Source organism: Actinomyces sp. oral taxon 169 (assembly GCF_013394715.1).
GTDB lineage: Bacteria > Actinomycetota > Actinomycetes > Actinomycetales > Actinomycetaceae > Actinomyces.
The window spans coordinates 521416-536642 of record NZ_CP058259.1 but is presented as its reverse complement, the minus strand read 5'-3'; the positions used below and the strand labels follow the sequence as shown (position 1 = coordinate 536642).

At 69.0% G+C, this 15227-nt stretch carries 13 protein-coding genes; 3 read left to right on the top strand and 10 right to left on the bottom strand.

Annotated features, from left to right (window positions below):
* The first annotated feature begins 14 nt into the window (after positions 1-14).
* Positions 15-860 (top strand): ABC transporter ATP-binding protein, encoded by an 846-nt coding sequence (locus HW274_RS02250; RefSeq protein ID WP_075254995.1) that lies wholly within the window; start codon positions 15-17, stop codon positions 858-860.
* Positions 860-3346, top strand: coding sequence for an FtsX-like permease family protein (locus HW274_RS02245; RefSeq protein ID WP_075254996.1), 2487 nt, complete (start codon positions 860-862; stop codon positions 3344-3346). The genes HW274_RS02250 and HW274_RS02245 overlap by 1 nt, the downstream gene beginning before the upstream one ends.
* 44 nt (positions 3347-3390) lie before the next feature.
* Here the strand turns inward: HW274_RS02245 and HW274_RS02240 are convergent, their stop codons facing one another.
* A complete protein-coding gene (locus HW274_RS02240) occupies positions 3391-4065 on the bottom strand; it encodes a response regulator transcription factor (RefSeq protein WP_003789125.1) in 675 nt (224 codons plus the stop codon).
* Positions 4066-4109: 44 nt separating this feature from the next.
* On the opposite strand from HW274_RS02240, the gene HW274_RS02235 reads away from it, so the two are divergent.
* Positions 4110-5330 (top strand): sensor histidine kinase, encoded by a 1221-nt coding sequence (locus tag HW274_RS02235; protein ID WP_075254997.1) that lies wholly within the window; start codon positions 4110-4112, stop codon positions 5328-5330.
* Positions 5331-5792: 462 nt separating this feature from the next.
* Here HW274_RS02235 and HW274_RS02230 read toward each other — a convergent pair whose 3' ends face one another.
* The 9 genes from HW274_RS02230 to HW274_RS02190 form a co-directional block, all read right to left on the bottom strand.
* Positions 5793-6116 carry a multidrug efflux SMR transporter gene (locus HW274_RS02230; protein WP_075253502.1) on the bottom strand — a complete coding sequence of 108 codons (324 nt, stop codon included), beginning with the start codon at positions 6114-6116 and terminating at the stop codon, positions 5793-5795.
* Entirely contained in the window at positions 6113-6466 is a 354-nt protein-coding gene (locus tag HW274_RS02225; RefSeq protein WP_060956740.1) for a multidrug efflux SMR transporter, read from the bottom strand. Before HW274_RS02225 ends, HW274_RS02230 begins: the two co-directional genes overlap by 4 nt.
* A 116-nt stretch (positions 6467-6582) precedes the next feature.
* Positions 6583-6993, bottom strand: coding sequence for a YvaD family protein (locus tag HW274_RS02220; RefSeq protein ID WP_065361972.1), 411 nt, complete (start codon positions 6991-6993; stop codon positions 6583-6585).
* A gap of 49 nt (positions 6994-7042) precedes the next feature.
* Entirely contained in the window at positions 7043-7615 is a 573-nt protein-coding gene (gene folE / locus HW274_RS02215; RefSeq protein ID WP_185989099.1) for a GTP cyclohydrolase I FolE, read from the bottom strand.
* A 57-nt stretch (positions 7616-7672) separates the two neighbouring features.
* Positions 7673-9748 carry an ATP-dependent zinc metalloprotease FtsH gene (gene ftsH, locus HW274_RS02210; protein ID WP_185989098.1) on the bottom strand — a complete coding sequence of 692 codons (2076 nt, stop codon included), beginning with the start codon at positions 9746-9748 and terminating at the stop codon, positions 7673-7675.
* A 320-nt stretch (positions 9749-10068) separates the two neighbouring features.
* Positions 10069-10776 (bottom strand): hypothetical protein, encoded by a 708-nt coding sequence (locus HW274_RS02205; RefSeq protein WP_144020785.1) that lies wholly within the window; start codon positions 10774-10776, stop codon positions 10069-10071.
* A gap of 945 nt (positions 10777-11721) precedes the next feature.
* On the bottom strand, positions 11722-12897 hold the full coding sequence (locus HW274_RS02200) for a hypothetical protein (protein WP_256692411.1): 1176 nt from the start codon (positions 12895-12897) through the stop codon (positions 11722-11724).
* 365 nt (positions 12898-13262) lie between these two features.
* Complete coding sequence (gene hpt, locus HW274_RS02195) at positions 13263-13817, bottom strand: hypoxanthine phosphoribosyltransferase (RefSeq protein WP_003789094.1); 555 nt, start codon at positions 13815-13817, stop codon at positions 13263-13265.
* A 113-nt stretch (positions 13818-13930) separates the two neighbouring features.
* Positions 13931-15169: a zinc-dependent metalloprotease gene (locus HW274_RS02190; RefSeq protein WP_075253506.1), complete on the bottom strand. Its 1239-nt coding sequence runs from the start codon at positions 15167-15169 to the stop codon at positions 13931-13933.
* Between the last annotated feature and the right edge of the window lie 58 nt (positions 15170-15227).

The following is a 15227-nucleotide window of genomic DNA, read 5'->3' as shown; positions in this document are numbered from 1 at the left end:
CCGCCTCCGCACCGATGCGGGTCGTCGAGGCCCGCGGTCTGACCAAGGTCTACGGCGAGGGCGAGGCCCGGGTCGTCGCCCTGGACTCGGCGAGCCTGGTGGTGGGACGCGGCGAGTTCGTGGCCATCATGGGCCCCTCAGGGTCAGGCAAGTCCACCCTCCTGCACTGCCTGGCAGGCCTGGACACCCCCACCTCCGGGAGCGTCCTCATCGCCGGACAGGACCTGTCCGGCATGAAGGACAAGCAGCTCACCGCCGTGCGCCGCGACCGCCTCGGCTTCATCTTCCAGTCCTTCAACCTGCTGCCCACCCTGAGCGCCGAGGAGAACATCCTCCTGCCCCAGCGCCTGGCCCACCGCAAGCCGGACCGGGACTGGTACGACGCCGTCATCTCCACCCTGGGCATCGGCGACCGCCTGTCCCACCGCCCCTACGAGCTCTCCGGCGGCCAGCAGCAGCGCGTGGCCGTGGCCCGCGCCCTCGTGGGCCGCCCCGAGGTGGTCTTCGCCGACGAGCCCACCGGGGCGCTGGACACCGCCTCGGCCGCCGCCCTGCTGGAGACCCTGGCCGGCATGTGCGAGCGCCTGGGTCAGACGGTTGTCATGGTCACCCACGACGAGCAGGCAGCGGCCACTACCAACCGCATCATCCGCCTGCGCGACGGGCGCATCACCGGGGTCGAGGCCGTGCGCCGCCCGACCGGCGGCCACGCCGCCCCGGCCTCCGCAGCGGCCCCGGCCGCCGCGCCCGGTGTCCGTCGCGCCGCGGGCCCCTCCCCCGCTTCCGGTCCGGCTCCGGCTTCCGGTTCGGTGCCCGGCCCCACCACCACTTGCCCGACTCCCCGGACGGAGGCCCGCTGATGCCCTCGCTGCTCGATCTGCGGCGAACCGCCGCCGCCCTCGTGGCCGTGGCTATGAGCGCCGCCCTCATCGCCTTCGCCTTCATCATCTCCGACTCCGCCCGCACCCAGATGCAGACCGGCGCGCGCCTGTCCGTGGGGGACGCGAGCGTCGTCGTACAGGAAGGTCGTCGGGCGAACAGCACGGAAGGCCCTCTGGACGACTCCCTTGTCAAGAAGATCTCCGCCCTCGACGGGGTCGCCTCCGTGCGGGGCCGCCACTGGAGCGTCCTCGTCCTCGATCTGCCCAAGCAGCTGCGCAATGCCACCCACATCGCCGTCAGCGCGCAGGACGTTCCGACCCTCAGCCGGTTCACCACGCTGAGCAGCGGCCGCCTGCCCACCACCTCCGGTGAGGTCGCCATCAGCACGCTACTGGCCGAGCAGCAGGGCCTCAGCGTCGGCAACACGATCCGCCTCACCACGAACGACGCCGATGACAACGCCGAGGCTCCGCACAGCGCACCCACGGTCGTCGGCATCGTCTCCCCCGGTCCCGACACCGAGGTGGAGGGAATCGGAGCGGTCTACGCCACCACCGACCAGCTCAAGGCGATGGGAGCCAACACCAGCTACCACCAGCTCTATGTCACCGCGAAGCCGGGAACCGACACCGCCGCCTTGACGTCCGCGGTGGAGCAGACGGCCCACGCCGTCCAGCCCCACGCCTTGGTTCAGGACAGGGAGACCGTTATCTCCCAGCGCTCCGAGAACCAGCAGGGCGGCACGATGATCGCCGCCATCCTCAACATCCTGGCACCGGTGTGCGCGATGGTCGCCGTCATCGTCATCGCCACCACCTTCAGCACCCTCGTGGCGCGCCAGACGCGCACGATCGGGCTCATGCGCTGCATCGGCACAACCCGCCGTCAGGTGATGCTCGCCGTGCTGCGCACCGGGCTCATCACCGGCCTGCTCGGGTCCGTCCTGGGCACGGCCGCGGGAACCGGGATCGCCTCCGCCGTCATCTCCTCGGGGCGCTTCGCGGACCTCGAGGCCGATCAGCTGACCATCTCCCCGGTGTCGCTCGGGCTCACCGTCGCCTTGGGGACGCTAGTCACCCTCATCGCGGTCCTGCGCCCGGCCCGCAAGGCCACCCGCATCTCCCCGCTCGTGGCCCTGACCGGGCAGGTGGCCAGCGTCAAGCAGGCCGGCCGCGCCAGGGTGTGGGCGGCCGTCGCCGGGGTCGTCGTCGCCGGCGCCGGCGCGGCCGTGATCGCCCTCGGCATTCAGATCTCCGACATCTACGTCACCGCCGGCGGCAGCGCCGTCGTCGTCCTCGGCACGGTCCTCGGTCTGCCGGCTCTGGTGACCGCCATCATCAGCCTCATCGGCCGTGTCAGCAGCGGCACGCGGCTGCCGGTGCTGCACCTGGCCACGCGCAACCTGGCCCGCAACTCCGGCCGATCCGCCGCGGCCGCCGCCACGCTCTTCGTCTGCGTCCTGGTGGGGTCGGCGCTCTTCGTGGGCCTGTCCTCCCTGAACGCCTCCTTCGAGAGCATCCTCGGCCACAGCTCCCCCGTGGACGCCCGAGTCTTCGGGGTCACACCGCAGACCGATACCACGCGCCTGACGCAGCAGATCAAGGCGGTCGACGGCGTCCAGGACGTCACCTACGTCCCGACGCTCGAGTTGACTCAGGCCGTTGACGGACAGACCAAGAGCATCGTCGTCGACGTCATCGACACCAAGGCCATCGCCCCCATAGTGCGCACGACGAGCGGCCTGGAGGACCTTGATGACGGTACCCTCATCGTGGGCGAGCTCTACGACATTCCGGACGGTTCCAAGGTGACCCTGACCGGCGCCGCCGGCAGTGTCGAGCTGACGGCCCGCGTTCGCGAGGGCTGGGGCGGTGTCATCACCCCGGCGACGGCGCAGCGCCTCAACGGGGACACTCCCACCGACACCACCATGTGGGTGCGCTCCACCGGCAGTACCATGACGCCGGCCACCGAGCACGCCCTCCATGCCGCGGTCCGGGGCCAGGAGCTCATGGTGAGCGGGAATGCCGCCGGTGTCGAGCTGATGTCGGCCCAGATCATGAAGATGGCCCTCATCGTCTGCCTGGTTCTGGGGGCCGCCCTGGTCATCGCCCTGTCCGGGCTGGCCAACATCACGGACGTCTCGGTCCTGGAGCGGGTCCGCGAGATCGGGGTGCTGCGCGCCACCGGCAGCTCCCGCAAGGAAATCCGCCGCCTCATCGTCACCGAGGGGGTCCTCGTGGCGGCCGTGGGTGGGGGCCTGGGGCTCCTCGTCGGGACGGCACTGGGTGTCTCCGAAACGCTCGCGATGGCCAAGTCCGCCGAGGGCATGACGGCGCACGTCCCCTACTTCGCACTGATCGGCATGTTCGCCGTGACGCTGGCCGTGGGCCTGGCGGCCTCGCTACGCCCGGCCGGCCGGGCCGCCTCGGTGCCGCCGGTCAGGGCCTTGTCCGAGGAGTAAGGAGACCGGCGGTGAGGGTTGCTCCAGTGACCGGGACGGCGGACTCAGGCCCCCTGGGTCTTGTGGACGGCGACGACGAGCTTGAGTCGGGACGGGACGTCGTACTTCTTCATGAGATGGGAGACGTGGGTCTTGACCGTAGACTCGGCGACGACGAGCTGCTCGGCGATCTCGGCATTGGAGTAGCCCTCGCACAGGAGGGTGAGGACCGCCTGCTCGGCCTCGGTGACGTCGGGGGCCTGGGCCGTCTGCGGGGAGCGCAGGTGGCGGGTGACGAGCCGGGAGGTGGCGGCCGGGGAGATCGTGGTCCCGCCCGCGCTGGCGGCGATGACGGCGCGGATGATCTCCTCGGGCGAGGCGTCCTTGAGGAGGAAGCCATTGGCGTGCTGGGCCAGCGCAGCCACCATCGCCTCGTCGTCGTCGAAGGAGGTCAGTACGACGACGGCCGTGCGGGGCCACTGGCGGCGCACCCGGGTGAGCAGCTCCAGGCCGTCCATCTCGGGCATGCGCACGTCGGTGAGCAGGACGTCCACCCGGATCTTGTGGAGGAAGGCCAGAGCGTCGGCGGCGCGGGAGAAGGTGCTGGTCACCTCGATGCGCTCGTCGGAGCTGAGGTAGGCCCGCAGTGCCTGCAGGACGAAGGGGTCGTCATCGACGATGGCGACGCGCAGGACCTGCGAGGGAGCAGCCGGAGCATCAGTCACGTTGGGAACCGTCATGGAGGGATATTATCCGGATCAGCTCAGGGGAAGGTGGTGAGACGGTGTCCGCTGTTGCAGCGAATCTGATGCAGCCCACGCGGTACACGACGTGGCGGCCGACCTGGCGGCTGCACCTGGCGCACGCCTCCCTGGCCGCGCTGATTACTCTGTTCTCGATCGCGGCGACCTGGCCAATGTCCTCCATCGCGGTCCTCTCCGAGATCATCGGGGGGCTGGCGCTGGCGCTGAGTAGCCGCTTCCCGTGGCCCGGGGCCCTGCTGGGCAGCGCGTCGGCGTGGACCGCCACCGTGGTGCTGACCGACGTTCCCTTCTCTCCGGGAATCATCCCTTGGCTGTGCACGGCGATCCTCGTGGCCCGCGGCTTCTCGCGTATGCCCGCCTACAGCCTGGTGGTCTTCTCGCTGGTGATCCTCATCGCCGATATCCAGTGGAACGGAGCGAGCCCGGCCTGGTTCTCGCTGATGCAGGTCTCGCTCTTTATCGGGGGCGGGGCCATCACTGTGGCCGAGCTCATCCGCAGCCCGCGCGACCAGGCCGAGCGCTCCTTGCACACCTACCGCGAGAGCATGGAGCGCCAGCGCCTCCTGGTGGTCACCGAGCTGCATGACACGGTGGTGCGGGACCTGACCCACGCGGTCATGACGGCCGAGCAGGCCCGACTCGCGCATCCCCAGGACGCGGCGCTGGCGCCCGAGCTGGACGCGATGACGGCGGCGGTGCGCGCGGCGGTGGAGCAGATGCGGCACGCGCTGCGCGCCATGAGTGACATCCGCGGGGGCGAGCGGCTGGATATCGAGGCGACCTCCGCTCCGCGCCCCCTGGAGGTGGTCATCTCCGATGCCGCGGCCATCCTGGGACAGCGGGGGGCGCACCTGGAGGTCGAGGGCCTGGAGCTGCTCGGGATCCCCGTGATTCCTCCGGGCGTGCGCCTCCAACTGCTGCGGGTGCTGGGCGAGCTGGTGTCGAACATGTCCAAGTACACGGCTCCGCAGGGACGGGCGCGGCTGGTCATCGAGTCCGACGGGCGCTCCCTGGAGGCGATGGCAAGTAATGACGTCGGCCTCCCGGGGCAGGTCGGCGGCGTGTGGGCGGGCGCCGGCGCGCCGGGTAGTGGCGTACCGGGCTATGACGCCTTCTCCTCGGGCCTGGGCCTGGAGGGGGCGCGACGCCGCGTGGAGGCCCTGGGCGGCAGCCTGAGCGTGCGCCAGGGCGAAGGCCGCTGGACCACGGTTTTCAGCGTCCCCTTCCAGGCGGTCTCCTGAAAGGCCCGCCCGGCGTCGCAGCCTGACACAAGACCCTGCCGGAGTCGCGGCCCGGACATACGGCCCTCCCGGCGTCGCGGCCGGATGTGTCGTCGCAACCATGATGTCCGGGCGGAGACACTCCGCGCGGCCGGGTGCCAACCACTCCAGCCGGGTGCAGTTCACGCGTTCGGGGACAGGATGGCTGTCCCCGAACGCGTGAACTGCACCCGTCGATGTCGAATGTCCCCGGCCGAGAGGGCCTTCTGCCACGCCACGTCCCTCACGAGGGCCGCTCGGCCGGTCCATCCACGGAGGAAATGAGCGGGATCGTGTCCACATCGGATACAAAGGCTCGGAACGGACACATACTGACGAAAGAAAACGGCATGATTCCGCGGTTCATATGGACGGCCAAGGAGCGCTGGCGGTCCTTTGTCACCGTTTTGGACATTCTGGCCCGCGATCGCCTCCGGCGCGTTGTCAGTGTGCGCTGCCGAGCTCGACGAGGAGTACCCCGGCCATGATGAGCGCAATGCCGGCCACCATGGTGCGGGTCAGCGGCTCACTGAAGAGAAGCCTGGAGGCGATTGCCGTGACGGCCACTCCCCCGGCCGACCAGATCCCGTAGGCGACACCGAGCGCCAGGCCCTCCTTGAGAGCCAGAGTCAACAGGGCGAAGGCCCCCAGGTAGCCGGCCATGACGAGGCCGTACCATCGCAGTCCTCTGCCGTCGGAGGCGAGCTTGAGCGAGAGCGTGCCGGTGGTCTCGGAGGCGATGGCTGCCACCAGGTAGAGCCCGCTCATGACGCCTCGCCCTCCTTGTCCTGCGTGCCTGCTCGCTGCGCCCCGACCTCGACGAGGAGCACCCCGGCCATGATGAGCGCGATACCGAGGGCGACGAGCACCGTGATCGGCTCACCGAAGACAAGCATGGACAGCACGGCGGTCAGCGCCACGCCCAGGGCACCCCAGAGCCCGTAGGCGACGCCGAGCGGCATGCCGGCCTTGAGGGTCAGCGACAGGAGGATGAAGGCCAGCGCGTACCCGATCCCAACCATGACGTAGAAGCCCGGCTGGTTGAGGGCCTGGCGCAGGGCGAGGGTCGCCGACACCTCGGAGATGATGGCGCCTCCGAGCGCCGGCCAGGCGCACACGCCGTGGCCCGTCGCCCCCGGACACTCCTTCCGCGCACCAAGCACCATCCGGCCTGTGGGCGCGCCCGGGCGGCACACGCTCCCCCACATCGACGGGCAGAGCACGTCCCTGACCGTCACGCGCGGTTCTCCGCGGTCTCGAGGCGCCGGCAGACCATGGAGCCGAAGGCGAGTGCCGGGACGATCATGAGCAGGGCATTGGGCCCCCACCACAGCGGGTCGAAGTCACGGTAGAAGGACCAGAAGGAGATCGCCATGAACCCGGCGCAGAAGGTGAGCATGAGCCCGACCGTCAGCACCAGGTCCCCGATCCTGCTCCCCACGCGCGTCAGATGGGCGCCGAGGAAGACGGTCAGTGCGGCGGCCACGTCGAGTGGGAAGAAGGACCAGTTCCAGGCCTGGATGACCTGGTTGGAGTAGTCCTTGAAACGCAGGTGCTCGGGAATGAGGTTGAGGAAGACGGCCGCCCAGTAGAGCAGCAGTCCGGCATCGACGGCCACCAGCAGCCTCTTGTACGTGGGACTCATCTCCCCACTATTTCACCGGCCCTCCCCGGTGTCGAGGCCTGACCAGACCTCAGGACCGCCGGCCCAGGACCAGGCTCATGGCCTCGGAGCGGGTGGCGGCGTTGCGCATGATGCCGCGCACAGCGGAGGTGACCGTGTTGGAACCGGGCTTGCGCACACCCCGCATCGACATGCACAGGTGCTCGGCCTCAACGACCACCAGCACCCCCCGGCACTGCAGGCGCTCGACGAGCGCATCGGCGATCTGCCGGGTGAGCCGCTCCTGGACCTGAGGGCGCCGGGCGTAGCCGTCCACGAGGCGCGCCACCTTGGACAAACCGGTGACACGCCCGTCCTCGCCGGGGATGTAGCCCACGTGCGCCGACCCGTGGAAGGGCAGCAGGTGGTGCTCGCACACCGAGTACATGGGGATGTCGCGCACGAGAACCATCTCCTCGTGCCCGACGTCGAAGACCCTCTCGACGTGCTCGGCCGGGTCCTGGTCGAGGCCGGCGAACATCTCCGCGTAGGCGCGCGCCATGCGCTCGGGGGTGTCGCGCAGCCCGTCGCGCTCGGGGTCCTCCCCGATGGCGACGAGCAGGTCGCGCACCGCCCGCCGCACGCCCTCGGCGTCATAGCTCATGGTCAGCCTCTGTCTCTTGTCTCTCCGCACCTGCCGGGCCGCCGGGCCCGGGCCGGCTTAATGGTTGTAGCCCCAGAAGTCGTCGCTGCCATGGGAGTCATCGGACTCACCGCCGGCTTCGTCACTGGCGGGGGCGGCCTCGACGACGGGCAGCGACTCGTCGCTGCGCCACAGGGGCCGCTCGGGCTGCTTGATGACGCCCTTGAAGATCCTCTCCAGGTCCTTCTCCAGGAGCGTCTCACGGCTGAGGAGTTCCTCGGCCAGCTGGTCGAGCACGGCACGGTTGCGGGTGAGGATTTCCCAGGCCTCCCTGTGGGCGGTGTCCAGCAGGTTGCGGACCTCGGCATCGACGGTGGCGGCGACCTGCTCGGAGAAGTCGCGGCTAGTGGCGTTGAGCCCCAGGACCGTCTCGCTCTCGGTGGTGCCGAGCTTGACGGCCCCGACCGCGCTGGTCATGCCGTAGTCGGTGACCATCTTGCGGGCCGTGGCGGTGGCCTTCTCAATGTCGTTGGACGCACCGGTGGTGGGGTCGCGGAAGATGATCTCCTCGGCGGCCCGCCCGCCCATGGCGTAGACGAGCTGGTCGAGCAGTTCGTTGCGGGTGGTGGAGTACTTGTCGTCCTGGGGCATGACCTGCGTGTAGCCCAGGGCGCGCCCGCGCGGCAGGATCGTCACCTTGGTGACCGGGTCGGAGTAGGCGCCGGCGGCCGCGCACAGGGCGTGGCCGGCCTCGTGGTAGGCGGTGACGCGCTTCTCGTGGTCGCGCATGACGCGGGTGCGCTTCTGCGGGCCGGCGATGACGCGGTCGATGGCCTCATCCAGGGCTCGGTTGTCGATGAGGTGGGCGTTGGAGCGGGCGGTGAGCAGGGCGGCCTCGTTGAGGACGTTGGCCAGGTCAGCACCGGTGAAGCCGGGGGTCCGCTTGGCCACGAGGTCGAGGTCGACGTCGTCGTTGAGGGGCTTGCCCTTGGCGTGGACCTTGAGGATGGCGGCGCGCCCGGCCATGTCGGGGGCCTCGACGCTGACCTGCCGGTCGAAGCGGCCCGGGCGCAGGAGGGCCGGGTCCAGGACGTCGGGGCGGTTGGTGGCGGCGATGAGGATGACGTTGGTGTTGGCGTCGAAGCCGTCCATCTCGACGAGGAGCTGGTTGAGGGTCTGCTCGCGCTCGTCGTGCCCGCCGCCGGTGCCGGAGCCACGGTGGCGGCCAACGGCGTCGATCTCGTCGACGAAGATGATGGCGGGGGCGTTCTCCTTGGCCTGGTCGAACAGGTCGCGCACGCGCGAGGCGCCCACGCCGACGAACATCTCGACGAACTCGGAGGCGGCCATGGAGAAGAAGGGCACGCCGGCCTCGCCAGCGACGGCCTTGGCCAGGAGGGTCTTACCGGTTCCGGGCGGGCCGTAGAGGAGGACGCCCTTGGGGATCTTGGCGCCGACGGCGCGGAACTTCTCCGGCTCGGAGAGGAACTCGCGGATCTCCTCGAGCTCCTCAACGGCCTCGTCCTCGCCGGCGACGTCGGCGAAGGTGACGTCGGGCATCTCCTTGGAGCCGACTTTCGCCTTGGAGCGGCCGAAGCCCATGGCGCCACCGCGCCCGCCGCCCATGCGACCGATGAGCCACCACATGATGCCGCCCAGCAGCAGGGCGGGGACGAGCAGCTGGACGAGGGAGGACCACCAACTGGTGGTGGGCACCACGGAGTTGAAGCCCTCCTTGGGAGCGGCGGCCTGCACGAGGCGGTCGACCTGCTCGGCCTGAGCGTCGGTGTAGGAGAACTCGACCTTCTTGCCCACCGGGCGGGACTCGATGCCCTTCTTCTTGGGCTGGACGTAGGTGGTGGTGAGGTCCAGCTCGACACGCTGGTTGCCGTCGACGACGGTGATCGACTTGATCGTGTCCGGCTTGTCCCGCAGGAGCGTCAGGCCGTCGGAGGTGTCGATGGTGCGGTAGCCGAACATCGAGGAGAAGACGGCCCAGCCGAGGATGACGACCAGAAGGAAGGGCACCAGCCACAGGAACGGGTTGCCCAGGGTGTCGCGGAGCTTGCGGTCGCGCTTGTTGCGGTCGTTCTTACCGGCCTTGCCCGGCTTCCCCGAGTCCTTGCGGCCGGGCTCGCGCCCAGAATCTTTCATCGTGCGGTAGGTCCCTTCAACATACTGATTCCTCAGACGTTAGCGGATAGCACGGCAAAGGTCCCATTGCGCTTGCTCACGTTCGCGCCGGGCGTGGCCGGGAAGATCCGGCCGAGTGGGCGCACCACGACGACGCGCCCCCCATGTCACCAGCCTTGCCCACCCTCCCACACCGTCTGCCTACACCCACGTGGACTCACCTAGCCGCCTCCCCGACACTGCCCCGAGGACGTACCTTCGGGCCCGAGGACTCAGCCCCAGAAGGCAGTCCTCGGACCCCAGGGTGCATCCCGACGACGCGAGGATCGCCACCGACTACATCAGGTACGGCGACGCAGGTAGCGAACAATCAGGACACAGGACACCGCGCCAATCACCACGGCTGTTGGCAGCGACTGCTGCTTCTGAGCGTTCTTGACCAACAGCTGCTTCGCAGCATCTGCGCCTTCCTCACCTGCCCGACTGCGCTCAACCATCACAGTAACGTCAGAATGGTCCTCACTACCGCACGCTGCGACAGATACAGTAATTGTTGCTGCCGCAGAAGTACTCGCATCGGCAGCATTAACTACAGGTGCACCGGCCTTCTCAGCACTCTTCTTCGTCCGGAGCACCGCAAGAGCCGCACAGATGAGAGCAAGCCAAGGGTAAACAGCAATCAAACCTTGGAGAGTTCCTTTCTGGCCACCCAAAAGTTTATTCATTCCTTCACTGCACACCAGAGTTGCAGCACCCACCAGGAAGAGCAATATCATGGGCGCCACGATGTGGTCACTCACAAACTTACTTGCTTCCTCATTGACCTTGAGATCAAACAGACAAGGCCGCTTAGAGCAGGCGCAGAAAATCTGCAGAAGCGACACAATGAAAGACGGCCCGAACACCCCCACCATCTGAAACAACGTAAGTTTGGTCAGAGACACAATAAGCGGCACCATGAGCAGGCCCACAGAGAGCCAGGCAAAGTGTCCCCACTTGCTTCTGATTGCTCGGTTCAGGCGATCGCGTCGATTGGTTGTCTTGGTCATGATGGATCCTCTCCTCCGCGCTGGAACACGGACTAGCTTCAGACGACGATCCTGGCGGACCGCCCACATACATGGTGTCCGGGGCGAGGAGGCCACCGGATCGGAGGGCCACCTACAGGCAGGAATCGTTGCTATACCAGGACATTCGACCAGCCTCGCGTCAACCTCCGGGGTGCCAGGTCGCTTGGGCGCCCCCACTGACCACCCGGGGCCTGCAGCACCCCCAACACTCCCCTACGGAGCAGGAGTAGGCGGACAAGGTCCACCGGCAGCAGAAGCAGAATCTCCACTATCGAGAGCATCCCTCAATCACCAATCCAGCAAGGACGACAGTCAGCTCCACAACAGTTGCTGACAGGGATGGGAATTGATGGCACAACACCCGCGCAGCGACATAGACACTGCCGAGATTTCGGAAGAATCGAAAGAACCACAGACTCCCAGGCCTTCCCTCCGACGGCAGAGGCAACAATCCATGCTCACCGTGAAGACAACAAGCCACTCACACCACCTCAGAAGATCAGTCAGCCGGATCTCCACTCCCTTGAACAGGCCCTCCAAGCCGACCTGGGCCAATCCTGCCCACCACGGACACAGTCCTCCTCGACACCCTCAACAAAACTCGTTCCCGGAGCCAAGCGAGCTGCCGCCGACCTGAGCAAGCGCGAACAGGCGAGACGCTTGTGAGTAATCCTCAAGACATACACGCCAGCGGGATTCATGCGAGGTGAGCTCGCGCGATTCCAGGAAACGTCACGCAGCCGAAACGCCTCTACCGCAGGAGCTGGCCAAGCGGACGCACACAAAAGCGGGCGGCCCCGAGAAAATCGGCAGCCGCCCACTCGCCACTCATTCCTCGCCCGCCCACAAGCGGGCAGGCAGTCAGGCGATCAGCGGCTGGGCCGAGAACAGCCCGGCCAAGCCGCCCCGCGCACCGCCCCTGCTTCAGGCGCGGCGCAGGCGCAGGACGATGAGGCCGGCAGACAGCAGGATCGCGGCCACGGACAGCACGCCGATCGCCACACCCGTCACCGGCAGCCACCGCTCCCGAACACTCTGGGCGGCGGGCCGCTTAGCGACACTCGTGACGCCCTTCGCGTCCTGGCTGCTACCGGCGGCACCCACCACGACCTCGTTGTGGTCACCGCCCCCAGCGCCGCCCGAGGACTTCGAGCCGGCGCTCGAGCCGTCCGGCACCGAGCCGCCTTTGGAGGACGGGGCCCCCGCGGCCGGGCCCTGCTGAGCCTTCGCCTGAGCCGAGGCCGACGCCGAAGCCTCCGGGCCCGGCGTCGCAGTGCTCCCGGCACCCGCACCGCCGCCAGCACCGGCGCGCTGCTGATCCGAAGGCGCAGGCGCACCACCGGCAGGGGCGGACCACTGCGGGCGAGCCACGAGAGCCACTTCGGCCATCGTCTGTGCGTCCAGGGTCTGCGCCTGGGCGGTACCCATCGAGGCCCGCACCACCTGGTTGTTACCCACGTAGATGCCGACGTCGTAGACATTCCCGAACACCGTGGACTGGGCGGGAGCCGAACCGGAATCGCCTGACTCCCCGGTCAGGGGGTTGGAGAAGAAAACGATGTCCCCGGGGCTGATGGAGCCGTCCGTGTTCAGCCACAGACGCCCCTGGGAGTGGAACCAGCCGGCCAGGTCGTCCGGCTTCCAGCTCCCGGAGAGGTCCTGGCCGACGTCGGCCCGGTAGCCGACCTGGGTGTTCTGGTCTGCCGCATACGTGGTGTGCGAGTAGTCCCAGCCGGAGAGGACCATGCCCACCAGGGCCGAGGAGGTGATCGCGTACGGGGCGGGGCCGCTGGCGTGGGCGTTCGCGCCCGACAGCGGCGTGGGCCGTGACGCGTCCGAGACCAGGGACCCGCCGGCGTTGACGAAGGACTGGGTACGGGCCACGACGTCGTTGGCGGCGGTACCGTCCGCGCCAACGGCCGGAGAGGCGGGGAGACCCTGCGGCACGGCCCACTGGCCATCGGCGAGCATGACCGAGACGGCGCCCAGCGCACCCTCGGGGCTCGTGCTCTGCACGTCGTAGGTCAGGCCGCCGCCATCACCGGGCGCCTCGTCACCGAGGGTGGTCAGGGTGCCCGAAGCACCGCTGACCTGCGCCATCTCAGCAACCGTATTAAATGTGTCGCCGGAGGTCGGCTCCGCGGACACCGGAGCCATCATGGGGATGCTCAGCGAGGACGACAGCACCACCGCACCGGCGAGGCCGACTAGCCTCGGAGCGCGTCGACGCACAGCCTTCTTCACTGTTACCAACAGTCCTTCCACATCACCCGCCGGGAGGGGACATCCACCGGCGACCTACACTTGTTATCTTAACGTAACGTACGCGACTCCGACCACCTTGAAAAGGGGGTACGTCGCAGTTCCGGGGGCCCTTGAGCCCCGCCCGACGGCGGCGCTCAGGCGCCACATCCCGTTATTTTTCCGTCTGACCCTCAGGTTACGTCAAGGTTGACCTGGATCAGTCAGCCCCCGTAGACCTCAGGGCGCAGCGTACCGATGAACGGCAGGTTGCGGTACCGCTCGGCGTAGTCCAACCCGTAGCCGACGACGAACTCCGTAGGAATATCGAAGCCGACGTACTTGACGTCCACCTCAACCTTGGCGGCGTCGGGCTTGCGCAGAAGCGTGGCGATCTCCACCGAGGCCGCGCCGCGGGAGGACAGGTTGCCCACCAGCCAGGACAGGGTCAGGCCGGAGTCGATGACGTCCTCAACGATGAGGATGTGCCGGTCGGTGACGTCGGTGTCCAGGTCCTTGAGGATGCGCACCACGCCGGAGGACTTGGTGCCCGAGCCGTATGAGGACACCGCCATCCAGTCCATCGGCGCACTCATGTGCAGCCGGCGCGACAGGTCCGCCATGACGTAGACGGCCCCCTTGAGCACGCCGACGAGCAGTGGGTCACGGCCGGCGTAGTCCGCGTCGATCTGCGCGGCCATCTCATCGAGGCGCTGCCCGATCTGCTCCTCGGTGATGAGAACCTGCTGAAGGTCCGATCCCATGTCCGTGGCGTCCATACGCCCTGCCTTCCTCATGTGTCGTCATGGCTGCGCGGGCTCACCGGGGCCGGGGAGGCCACCGGTCCGCGCCGACGCCATAAGCCTGCCACAACGGGCCCCGGCCTGACACGTCAGCTGACGCGGCGTACCCACACGTCGGGTCGGGCGAGCTCAGCCGGCGTGGGCAGCAGCTCGGGATCGGCCCACACGGCGTTGAGCCCCTCGTGCCCAATACGGGTGACAACGCTGCGCACGAAGGCGGCGCCGTCGGCGTACTGGGCCTCCTTGGCCTCCAGGCCCATGAGCCGGTGCAGCAGGAGCGAGCCCAGTCCGGGACCGGGGCCGATGCCGCCGTCGGCCGCGCGGCTGCGCGAGAGCACGGCCCGGAGCCGGTGGACCGAGGGCATCCGGTTGGGGTGCACGTCATCGAGGACCACCTCGGCGTGCCCCTCCAGGAAGGTGAGCGCGGCCGCCAGGGAGGCGACCTCGGAGCGGTCCGTGACGTTCATCAGACCCTCGAGCACCCGCCCTCGGCCTGCGCGCGCCGCAAGGCGCACCGCCCGGCCTCGCCGCGACCGACTCCCCCGCTCCTGCCGGCTCCCGCCGCCGGCGCTTCGGGCACCGTCGGCACTGCCGTATGCGGCCTCGACGACGGCGCCGATCACCATGCGCATGGAGTCCGACAGGTAGGGGCCGAGCCAGGGCGCGGCGGCCAGCTGGACGGCGTGGGTCATCTCGTGCAGGCAGACCCAGGCGGGCAGGTCGAGCATGTCCAGGTCCATCTGGCGGCGCACCGCCAGCACGTTGGGGGCCACGAGCAGCAGGTGCGGCGGGGCCACCCCCTCCCCATCTGCGTCCGTGGTCGCCTCGCGGGCCGGGCCAGTGCCGGGGGTCACGACGCCGTCCCCCTCACCGTCCCCCTCACCGGAGGGGTGAGCCGGGCCGGCGCTACCGGCCCCGTGACCGCGGGTTCCGCTCGGGGCCGCGGGCACCACCTGCCCCAGGAGCCGGGTGGCCAGCAGGCTCATCGCCCCGGCGACCTCGGCGGCCCCGACGAGCTGGATCGCCTCCGAGGCCGGCGGGGCGGGCACCTGCTCCATGAGGCCGCGCAGTGCCCGACTGGAGGCGCGCACGAGCCCGGCCCGGTCGACGACGCTGACCCGCGTGGTCTCGGCGACCTGCTGGGCCGCCCGGTTCAGGCCGGTGATCCTGGCGACCCAGGCCGGTGCCTCCTGGGCGGAGCGACGCAGCACCGCCACCGAGCTGGCGCGCGCTGAGCGCGAGGCGCTGGGGCCCGCCGGGATGAGCGCGGTCAGGCGCTCCACCGTCCGCCAGTCGACGAGTCCCGCCGCTGTGCCATGGGTCGTCACCGTGACACCTTTCTCGCCGAGTTCACCGGGCTGCCCGAGCCCCTGCCTGTCGCCGCTG

What these genes read in the sequence shown, in the direction of transcription:
- HW274_RS02205 (WP_144020785.1), bottom strand. Translation starts at nt 10,776, where the DNA reads ATGACCAAGACAACCAATCGACGCGATCGCCTGAACCGAGCAATCAGA.
- ftsH (WP_185989098.1), bottom strand. Translation starts at nt 9,748, where the DNA reads ATGAAAGATTCTGGGCGCGAGCCCGGCCGCAAGGACTCGGGGAAGCCG.
- HW274_RS02240 (WP_003789125.1), bottom strand. Translation starts at nt 4,065, where the DNA reads ATGACGGTTCCCAACGTGACTGATGCTCCGGCTGCTCCCTCGCAGGTC.
- HW274_RS02245 (WP_075254996.1), top strand. Translation starts at nt 860, where the DNA reads ATGCCCTCGCTGCTCGATCTGCGGCGAACCGCCGCCGCCCTCGTGGCC.
- HW274_RS02220 (WP_065361972.1), bottom strand. Translation starts at nt 6,993, where the DNA reads ATGAGTCCCACGTACAAGAGGCTGCTGGTGGCCGTCGATGCCGGACTG.
- folE (WP_185989099.1), bottom strand. Translation starts at nt 7,615, where the DNA reads ATGAGCTATGACGCCGAGGGCGTGCGGCGGGCGGTGCGCGACCTGCTC.
- HW274_RS02230 (WP_075253502.1), bottom strand. Translation starts at nt 6,116, where the DNA reads ATGAGCGGGCTCTACCTGGTGGCAGCCATCGCCTCCGAGACCACCGGC.
- HW274_RS02250 (WP_075254995.1), top strand. Translation starts at nt 15, where the DNA reads ATGCGGGTCGTCGAGGCCCGCGGTCTGACCAAGGTCTACGGCGAGGGC.
- hpt (WP_003789094.1), bottom strand. Translation starts at nt 13,817, where the DNA reads ATGGACGCCACGGACATGGGATCGGACCTTCAGCAGGTTCTCATCACC.
- HW274_RS02200 (WP_256692411.1), bottom strand. Translation starts at nt 12,897, where the DNA reads ATGGCGCAGGTCAGCGGTGCTTCGGGCACCCTGACCACCCTCGGTGAC.